Origin of the sequence: Paenibacillus alkaliterrae (assembly GCF_021532375.1) — a bacterium.
Classification (GTDB): Bacteria; Bacillota; Bacilli; order Paenibacillales; family Paenibacillaceae; genus Pristimantibacillus; species Pristimantibacillus alkaliterrae.
This window is the reverse complement of sequence record NZ_JAKGAP010000115.1, coordinates 1-9,917: the sequence shown is the minus strand read 5'-3', so window position 1 is coordinate 9,917 and position 9,917 is coordinate 1. Positions and strand designations below refer to the sequence as shown.

The following is a 9,917-nucleotide window of genomic DNA, read 5'->3' as shown; positions in this document are numbered from 1 at the left end:
CTGCTTATGCCAATTCGATGAACCTGTTGTTCGTCTGGCAAGTATTCGCTGTGCGTTTGCTAACTTTTGTTCTAATCGCCTGAACCACTTCGGATTGCTCATGATCTAACGAGGCACTCCTTTTCATAACTTATAGGAAGGGTGATGCCGTTTCTATCGTTTATACCGGATTATTCCGCACGCTCGTCGAGCGGATAGAAGATGAGATTAATAGGAAACGACGAGCCTGCCGGAGGCGAGAATTCGATATCCAGACTTTCTTCCTTGCCCGTCGTCTTCGCCAAAATAACCATCCCGTCGAATGCCGTAAGCACGCCGGAGCCGGGCACCTTCCTGATCTCGCCATTTACTTTGAACGGACCTTTGAACGCGCCTCCTTTGGCCACGACGATGATCGCCATTTTGCGCGGCTTCTCGGCATGGATTTTGTACACGGTGCCATAGTTGGCCGGATCTTCGACCTCGATTCCTCTAAGCGGGTCGAAGCCCTTCTGGAAAGGGTCGTTCTTTCCGTCGCCAATAGCGAGCAGCATGGGCTTATTCAATGCCGTCTCTGAAACATCAATCTTCCAGTCGAAGGCCGTTATTGGGAAGGTTCCTCTAATATGCCCATTGAAAGGAAGCTTCGGCAGATCCAGCATCTGGGCAGACACCGTGTTTGCCACCGCAAACGTGTACTGCACCTTGCCGTCCGACTCTACATCATAGAGCAGGTTGACCCCTTGCCCCGGATAGAAGTCCGGAAATTGCTTATAAATGAACGTTTCCCCCGGAGGAATCGTCATTTTCTCGCTGACGGGATCGTTCATGAGAAAATCGACGGTCGCTTCGCTGCCCATTTGAAGCGCGTAGATCGTCGGGTATACCTCACCCTTTCTCGTGGTCTTAACCGTCACAGGCTGATCGCTCATGTTGGTCGCCAGTATGGCGAAGGACAGCTTCTGCTTCGCTCCGTTCTGATGATTGGCGTACAGCCGGGTCTTGCCTTCGGCCGAGTCCTGATAAAGAATGCCCTGCTCGGTGAACGTCTCGGGGCTGTCACTGAGGAGCAACGACCGCGAGGTGTCCTCCGTTATTTGCTTCGGTATATGTTTTAAATTAAAATAATTGCCGTAAAGCGTAGACCAGTCGGTCTCAATATAGCCGCCCACCGGCTTCGTGTAGATCGGATATTCCAGCTTGCTTAGATAAACCTCGTCTTCAATAACGATATTGCGGGTGTAAGGTGCGCTTTTCTGCCCGCTTTTGTCCGTTGCGGTTAACGTAATCGGATACGTTCCCGCTTTGAAAAACGCCTCTTCCTTACCTTCCCATTCGAGCTTCAGAGCCTCTGCATCCGGATCATAGCTCAGGTTGACATATTTCACCGGCTCGCCGATTCGATAAGAATCCTTGGCAAAATTGAATTTGGCCACTGGCCTCGAGCTTTTCCCTTCCGGGTCGTAAATGCCCTCAGGCTGTCTAACATGAAGCACATCTATTCGTTTGAGCTCGCTGTTATAGGTATACGTCGCTCCCATATAATCAGAAAGCCAAGTCAGCTTGATCATCAACCGGCCGTTTACGATCGTTGCGACCTGATCCAGCTTGAACCAATAGCCGTTCACGAATGCGGATTTATTGATAAAATCGAGCGAAATATCATACTTTGGCGTTTCCATTACGATCGTTCTTGTGGCCGCAATCCATTCCACCTTCATCCCGAATGCATCGCCTAGAAATTTGGCCGGCACAAATGTTTTACCTTTAATAACGACTGGCGCAGCATCGAGCATCACCTGCTCGCCATCCAGGAAGGCTTCCTTCTTGTCGATGTAGAACACGACATAGGTCGTGCCGGAAGTAATATCTTCCTGCGCGGTAACGGCGTGGGCAATGGCGCCGAACGGCAGAAGCATGACGGCGATCAGCATGGCCAAAATTTTTTTACTTGTACGAGTTAGTTTCATCTGTTCATTCATACTCCCTTGATTCATAGTGCGTATTGGGAAATTAAGACACCTCATCCTAAATCCATTACCTCATAATAGACGCTGGCTTTTTGAATAAGTTGCACCGCTTAATTCCAATAAATACTAGCCGCGAGAGCGATCGGGATTCTTTTTCACACCATTATCCGTACAGCGTCCAGCTTAACACCGTTTCCAGCATGATTTCCATTTTTTTTGCGCGATACAAATCCGGCTTGACCCTTACCAGCTTGAATTCTTCTTCGATGGACCGGATATAATCGCTGCGCAGCCGCTCCAGTTGCTCCTTCGTTAATGCGTGCAAGAAATCGCGGACAAATTCATAAGAAAAATACCCTTCCTTGCTCTCCAGAAATGAATGCGGTGACTGCTGGTACCACTCTTTGGCAAAAGCCTTCAAGGCATCCGTGATTCTATCGTCGCCTCCTGACATCGCGTACAGCCGGTCGGCCGAGATGAGGTTTCGGTAATTAACGGCGTTCCCCTCAGGGTATGTATTCGGCAGGGCATAAAACTGCAGGAGTTTATCCAAGATATCAACATATAACCCCGGTTCTGCGAGCTTGGTTTGAAACTGACATCGCAACGCGGCATGCGCGATATCCTTCAGCAATTGGAGGGTTTCCGCTGCTTCCTTCTTGCTGGGCGTACCTGCAAAAAACACCCCCTGGTTTCCCGCACGAATCTCCACTCTGTCAATCGCATCGTGGAGTTCATCCTCGAACAGCTCCTTGCTGTAAGACGCCCACTGCTCGAAGCGATCCATCAACTCTGCCTTTATGCCGAACTCTCTGCGTATGATGGAACTAAGGCGAATCCCGCCGCTTCCGCTGACTTGCATAAATATTTCGTGCAGCAGCTTTTCCAACGATTTGGCTTTTTTCACGGCGTTCATGATCTCGCCGGGGACCATATATACGGCTGCAGCCTCTTTTTTCTCGAGCTCGACTACAAACTGCCTTAGTTCTGACAGCAGCGTTTCATGCATCCTCATCTCCCCTTTCTTTCCTTATCATTCCACTGTACTCGTTTTTTACGCTTAATAAACCGCATGATTACTCGTAAAAACACTTTGTTTATCGAATTAGCACTTCCTTTGTCACCCGTGCAGGGAGTCGCTTAATAACAGCGAATTATCCATAACATAACACCCGAAGCGGAGGGATTGAAAATGGGTATTTTGAAAACGAAGGATGCCGCAGATCTGCTTTCCGTCAGCCAAACGACTATCAAACGTTGGGCTTCCACTTTCCCTAATTTCTTTCATAAGGACCGGTTTGGCCACTATATATTCTCGGAGCAGGAAATTGACCTGCTCATTCACATTAAAGACCGAATTGATCACGGAGAAACATTGGATCGCATTGAACTCATGACTAACAAACAGCCGCCGGAGCCTCTGCAGGATGAGACTCCCCTGCACACACATGAACCGTCTTTGGAAGATATGTTAACCCGCATCGAGCATGTCGAACACTCACTTGATCAGAAAGCCGACGAAGTCGTCTCGGTACAGCTGCTCCAGCAGCGCGAGGAACTTGAGGAGATGCGCAAAATGATCGAACAATTAGCCGCATCCTTAGAAACGATTCAAATGACAAACAGTAAAACTTACCCGTCTCTCGACGAAATTCACCCGGCCGCCTTCGCCAAGCTACAGGCTCCGCCAAGGAAGCGCGGCCTTTTGCGCTCTTTTTTCTCATTCCTGTAAGGCGATGAAATGGAGAGGGGCTGTCCCTAAGATCTGCAATGATCTTAGGGACAGCCCCGATTTCTTTTTCTAAGACACTCACAGCCCCATTGTGTGCCAGCGGTTAATCCATAAGCCTTTTGTAAAGTCAGGTATGGCCACTATAAAATATGAGACAAACAGCTTCGAGGCTTGATCCCTGTAACCAGCCTGCCTTCTCTGATATACCCTTCCTCGCGGCCGGTCAGCTCCAAGATGAGCCGTGCCCGCCAGACCTGCAGCTCATCCTTAAAGTGAATATCTTCCGCCAAATTGCTCAGCTCAGAAGAGTCATTCTCCAAGTGGAACAGCTGCTCCTCACCAGTCTGGGAAAACCATATATATTTCCACTTGCCGTCCGTTACATAATGATTCGACAGCTCCCCATAGGCATGCTCGCCATGCAAATACGTTCTCCAATCATCGCCTGCTTCGGAATCGCGGCACAATGGCAGAAGACTCCGGCCTTCTACCGATTGAGGCAAAGCAGCTCCTGCTGCATCGAGCAAGGTCGGCATAATATCCCGAAGCTCGACGACTTGCTTTACCGTGCTGCCCCGCTTCAAGCCTAATCGTCCGCTAGGATCGAATAGTATAAGCGGAACCTTCGCACTTCCCTCGTACGGAAGCGCCTTCCTGAAGAAGTGATGATCGCCAAGCAATTCGCCATGGTCCGAAGTGAAAATAATAAAAGTATTGTCACTCAGACCATATTCCTGAAGAGCATCAAGCAGACGTCCGATTTGGTCATCCAAATGTGTAATTAACGCATAATAAGCTGCTTGCGCACGATTAAGCCTTCGCTTCGGTATTATTCCTCTCGTGATCGTCGTTCCTGTTCCGCCCGCTGCCGCCGCTTCCGAATTGACCCAATCTCCTACCGGGCACTCCGGCATTTCAGCATCCGCATATAGATCCCAATAGGCCCCCGGCGGATCAAGCGGTGAATGCGGACGAACGAAGGACGTCCACAGGAAGAATGGTTTGCCAGGATCTCTCCTTCTCAGGAAATCGATCGATTGCGTAACAGTCCAATTTGTCGGATGAAGCTGCTCCCGCAAATGCCATGGCCGAGCGACGGTTGAAGCGTTGCAGTCAAGCCCCAAATCGGTAATATCCAATTCTGCTCCGGCATTCTGCCTCAGCCATTGCAAATAATCATCGACCTGATCGAAATGCTCTCCATAAGGCGTGTCTTTCTTATTCCGGTTATGATGCAAATAGCCGTCATGAAGTACGACGTTATGAAATCCGCATAAATTTCTTGCCGGATACACGTGCATTTTGCCTACGCATTGCGTATGATATCCGGACTTGGCCAATTCCCCTGCCAGTGTGTGCTCATAATTCCAAGGAATACGTTCCTCATATCCGATTCGTCCGTGACCTCGCTGGCTCATCCCCGTCATAATTGCAGCCCTTGCAGGAATACATGTCGGCGTGGCAGAGTAGGCGCTAGTGAACATAACTCCTTTTTCAGCCAGTGCATCTAAATTCGGTGTCTCAACCACGGGATGTTTAAGCTTGCTTAAGCAGTCATAACGCATTTGATCGACCGTAATAAATAGCAGATTAGGCTTCATCTCGCTGACTCCTCCATAAACTCGTCTTGTCGATTGCCTTGCCGGTATTAAATAGTGAAAACGATTTCATAAATACTAACTTTGACGACTGCGTGCTCACTCCTGCATTTCAATACTTTTCTCGTACAAATCGCCCCAACTCCCGCCGGCGCTTCAGCCAGACGGTCATGCCGGCGCCGGCCATCATCATGCCTGTGGCGACGAAGATCCAATGAATGCCGACAGCCAGTCCTAGCAGTCCGCCAATCAGCGGTCCCAGCATGGCGCCAATCTGATTGGCGCTCGTCGTAAGTCCGAAGGACCTTCCTCTGAACTGCTCATCCGTGCTCTGCACGACAAGCGTATTGACGATGGGGCCGATCCCGGCCATAAACAAGCCGAAGATAAATTGGACAATCGCGAACAACCATAAGTCCTGAACAAAGTACTGTATGCTAATGACCATACCGGCAGCGAGCAAGCATACGGTGAGAATGCGATAATAGCCCTTCCGCTCGCCCAGCCTGCCCCAAACCGGCGAAGCGAGAATGCCCGCAATTCCAATAAGGGAGAGAACGAAGCCGGCTGACAGCACCGCACCCTGAAGGCCGCCCTGCAGCTCGGCGATATGCAGCGTCAGCAGCGGCTGAATCATATTCACCGACAGCTGGAAGAGAACAAGGAGCAGAAGCATGCTCATGAGCGCGCGATTCCGAAACGCCATACGGTATGTAACCGGTTTCTCTTTCTTCTCTTCCGCCGCTCCTTCCAGCCCCCCTTTGCCTTCCCTCACCCACACAATAACCGCCACTGTCGCGGCTAATATGATGACGGCGGCGGCGACGAAGGATCGGCGCAGGCCGAACGCTTCCGCCAGCAGTCCTCCGAACAGCGGACCGAGAATGCCGCCGGTCATCGTGCCCGCTTGCATCATGCCGAGGCTCCACCCGAGCTTTTCCTTCGGCGCAACGGAGGCTACGATCGACATGGAAGCCGGCACGAACCCCCCGACAAACCCGTGCAGCATCCTCACGCCCACCAGCTGCCACGGCGTCTGCACGAACGCAATTAAAGCATAAATGACCGCTAGACTGAGCCCGGCCCTGATGACCATCTTCCGCTTCCCATACTTGTCCGCGAGCAGTCCCCATAATGGCGCCATGACGGCCCCGACGAGGAACGCCGAGGAATGTACGATCCCCGCCCACAAATTAACCGAGCTCTTCTCTACGCCAAGATCGAAGAGGAAGAGCGGCAGGAATGGCACCGACATCGTATAGCTTGAGCTGCAGAATAGAACGCCGAACCAAAGAATCCACATCGTACGCTTCCAAGATTGCATGCAGTGTCCCTCCTTCTTGCCAAGCTCATCAAGATCCGATACACAATCAACTAATACTCACTATACGCCTCCTTTACCTATTGTTCAAAAACCGCATGAAGGAGCAATAACAAGAAAAACCCAGTTAAACATCATCTAATGATGCTTAACCGGGCTATTTGCGCTTAGAGCGGCTAGTCCGTCGAATCTTTAACGTTTTCTCTCAAAAGCGCCCGAAGCGATAAAGCTCCTTCATGCTCAGGCTCCTTAGCTAACGTTCTATGCGCATAATCCCAAGCCTCATCTTCATGTCCAACCTCATAGCTGCAGACCGCCATGTTATAGAGCACAACCGGGGCAGCCTCGTTATCCTTCAGCGATCTTCCAAAAAATATCAGAGCATCCGTGAACATATCCATTTGATACAGAAGCATTCCGCTTACTAACGCTAAGTCAATCTTCTCTTCCATCGGATAGTACCCTGTCCACATCCGGTGCAGCCCTGTGCGAATATCTTCCCATTCTTCCTCTCCGCTGGCGGAGAGCAGGCTCGAGATATGTTTGGCGCTTTGAAGGAACAATTGCGCATCGTAGCTGCCTAACCGCCAGAAGGAATGGATTTGGGACATATTCATTTGTTCCAAATGCTCATCAAACCATTCTTTCATACTGAAAAAATCATCTGGCCCGAAACGCTCGACAAAACGCCGATAAGCAAGGCGGGTATTGCCATAGCTCATCGGCTCCTGCAGCATAAGGATACAGCCAACGTTTAAGTTTTTGTAGTGATGCGCGGTGAAGAGAGCGCCCGCACCCTTTTGCTCAAATACGTGTTGAATCGCATGGTAGTTGGCCGTCAAGGAAAAGCTTCCGTGGTGAATGAGCTTAGGCGGCTCGGCAAACTCCCAATTCTCTAACCGATGGTCGCCTTTATCCGCCGTGAGCAGCAGAAACCCCGCTTGCGACAGCTCGCATAGCCGTTCTAAGCAAGCAAGTCCGGCGGCCGGAAACAGAATATGCGAATCCTCGAGCTTCTGTCGATATAAATCTATCACTCCGCGATAAGGGTACGACTCCTGCTCGTATTCGGCCGCTCTGCGATAATGGTACTCTGGGATGGCCTGTTCCAGCAGGTCAGATGCGCGAAGCTCAGTTGTCTCATTCGGAAACCGGAAGGAAACCCGGCACTCATAGATTTTGCCTTCATCGACATAAATCAGTTCCTGCGGGATACTGTCAAAAAAATAATTCGCGATAATCAGCAGCGGCTGCTTCAAGTCAGCCGGTCTTATCGTAACGCCCGATTGCGTCAATTGGAGCTCCGTATCATTAACGGCATCAAATACCGCGAAATCCAAAATCCCCTGCTCCACATAGGGCAGCAGGCTGCGATGCTGCTGCCAATAGGAAATATTTTTGACCGCTAAATCACTCATAATGTAGCGAAAAGGAGGAAGCGGAATACCCGCATACTCCCTTAGTGCGCACAGCTCTTTAATGACGTGAAACGCTAATCGGCCCGAGCCCGCTCCAAGCTCAACAATCGTAACCGGCTCAGCTGCATAACCCAGCCCTGCCCGATCTTGCAGAAACCCAAATATCATTTCCGCATATGCCACTGCTATTATGGGGTTACTCGTTATGTACTGCGGCACCTCCCCGCTTTGCCATGCCTCGATCCCCCGCTCTGCAAAATACGCCCGCTGCAGCTCCCAAATGGGCGCTTCGCTGAAACGGTAAATTTGATGCCCGTAATTTGTCATTAACTTTTAACCTACTCCACTAAATTTATTAGGTCCCCTAAACAGAATTTATAGGTTTGATTATCCAATTGCAAGGTTTGTTCCGACAGCTTATCAATGTTGGATAATCCGATTGAGGAAGTTTTGCATCAACAAGGGAAGGGAAATCAGGATTGGAGGATCGTCCGGGCGAGGAACATGGAGCACAACTTGCTGAAGAGGAACGGAGGTGCAGGGTTTTACTACGATCGGCTCCTTTGACCTTGTGCGCAAGGTGTTGTACGGCAGCAGAAAATCCATGGCCTGCATCCCCCATGAGACCGATGTAGCCATCAGATAATAGGTGCCTGGTTTCACGCCCGTCAAACAAAAATCCCCCAAAGAAGAAACCAGCGTACCGTATAAGGGAAGTCCTTCGGGAATCGGTTTGGCAAACAGGCCGATCAGAATGATACCCTCAAAAGGAATCGTCGCGTGGACGGTCCCTTCTATTCTGGCATGTTGATTTAAAACAGGATGCGTCGTACGCCAATCGTTAAGCTTCTGCAAGGTACGGAAGTTATTGTCCGCCTGCAGCGCCGAGTTGCGAAAGTGTGCCGGCGTCACGCCTACCCGTTCGGTAAAACGGGTCGTAAAGGTTCCCAGACTCTGCTGCCCGATCTCCAATCCGATTTCGCGTACGCTCAGATTCGTTCGCAGCAACAAATCTTTTGCCTTTTGCAATCGTAGAGCAGACACATAATAGAGCGGTGAAAGCCCGACTTTTTCCTTGAATACACGCCCGAAATGATACGGACTATAGGCCGCATGCCCGGCCAATCGGGAAAGCGGCAGTGGCTCATAGATATGCTGATGAATGTAGGCGATCACCTCGTCTACTTCCGAATAGCGAACAGTCATCTTTCTTTACCTCCCTCTCGATCATCTATATTATGTAGATAGCGGGTGTTAGACATCATTTCTTACATCACTCAATATAGCACATACGTTCGCATTATGCACGAAAAAAATGACATTTCATTCCACAATGCGTGAACGAGAAAAACCGAGCAAGAACCAGGTTTACACCCAATCCATGTTCGGCTTAGCAATGGCGTTGCACCGAATGGGTTTACCGTCTAAATCTGTGTCAAACAGCAGCTTAATAGGCGCAGATCCTACAATGGCTGAGAATGTTGCCCTTATATTCATGTCACCCTCTATTAAACCGGTCAATTGAAGGTTGGCTTCAATCTTTGCCGATTGTCTTTCTACAAACGTATTCCTTGACTTTCTTCTCGAAGAGTTTAAGGATGAAGTGGATGTAACCAAAAGAAAAAATCTGGGATTAGGGGAGTAGAATGGTGGTTCACGAATGGAAAGCCTATTTCACAGCATGCTTTAGCAGAAAAATTGGGGACATTGTTAGAGAGGAATTGTAATTAGTGTCTTGGGTAAATAAAGGATTTGACTGACCCGAAAAACGATACAGCAGCAGCCATGGACGAGAAAATAAAGTCCTAGTAGTCTCTCAAAGCTAATAGTAGAGAATGGCTAGATATGGTATGATAATGCCAAAAAGAGGAATATAACGATGCGTCCTATAAAATACCC

General features: G+C 49.7%; 7 protein-coding genes. 1 reads left to right on the top strand and 6 read right to left on the bottom strand.

The features are described 5' to 3' along the window. Positions 1–170: 170 nt before the first annotated feature. Positions 171–1,949 (bottom strand): stalk domain-containing protein, encoded by a 1,779-nt coding sequence (locus L1N85_RS26070; protein WP_235241940.1) that lies wholly within the window; start codon positions 1,947–1,949, stop codon positions 171–173. 163 nt (positions 1,950–2,112) lie between these two features. Beyond that, entirely contained in the window at positions 2,113–2,958 is an 846-nt protein-coding gene (locus tag L1N85_RS26065) for a hypothetical protein (protein WP_235241939.1), read from the bottom strand. A 183-nt stretch (positions 2,959–3,141) separates the two neighbouring features. Here L1N85_RS26065 and L1N85_RS26060 point away from each other — a divergent pair, with 183 nt between their 5' ends. Continuing rightward, positions 3,142–3,681 (top strand): MerR family transcriptional regulator, encoded by a 540-nt coding sequence (locus tag L1N85_RS26060; protein ID WP_235241938.1) that lies wholly within the window; start codon positions 3,142–3,144, stop codon positions 3,679–3,681. Positions 3,682–3,821: 140 nt separating this feature from the next. Here the strand turns inward: L1N85_RS26060 and L1N85_RS26055 are convergent, their stop codons facing one another. From L1N85_RS26055 to L1N85_RS26040, 4 genes are all read right to left on the bottom strand, one after another. Further along, complete coding sequence (locus L1N85_RS26055) at positions 3,822–5,282, bottom strand: arylsulfatase (protein WP_235241937.1); 1,461 nt, start codon at positions 5,280–5,282, stop codon at positions 3,822–3,824. A 109-nt stretch (positions 5,283–5,391) separates the two neighbouring features. After that, positions 5,392–6,603 carry an MFS transporter gene (locus tag L1N85_RS26050; protein WP_235241936.1) on the bottom strand — a complete coding sequence of 404 codons (1,212 nt, stop codon included), beginning with the start codon at positions 6,601–6,603 and terminating at the stop codon, positions 5,392–5,394. 173 nt (positions 6,604–6,776) lie between these two features. Continuing rightward, positions 6,777–8,345, bottom strand: a complete 1,569-nt coding sequence (locus tag L1N85_RS26045; RefSeq protein WP_235241935.1) for an SAM-dependent methyltransferase — start codon at positions 8,343–8,345, stop codon at positions 6,777–6,779. Positions 8,346–8,438: 93 nt separating this feature from the next. Then, positions 8,439–9,224 (bottom strand): helix-turn-helix domain-containing protein, encoded by a 786-nt coding sequence (locus L1N85_RS26040; RefSeq protein WP_235241934.1) that lies wholly within the window; start codon positions 9,222–9,224, stop codon positions 8,439–8,441. Positions 9,225–9,917: the final 693 nt, after the last annotated feature.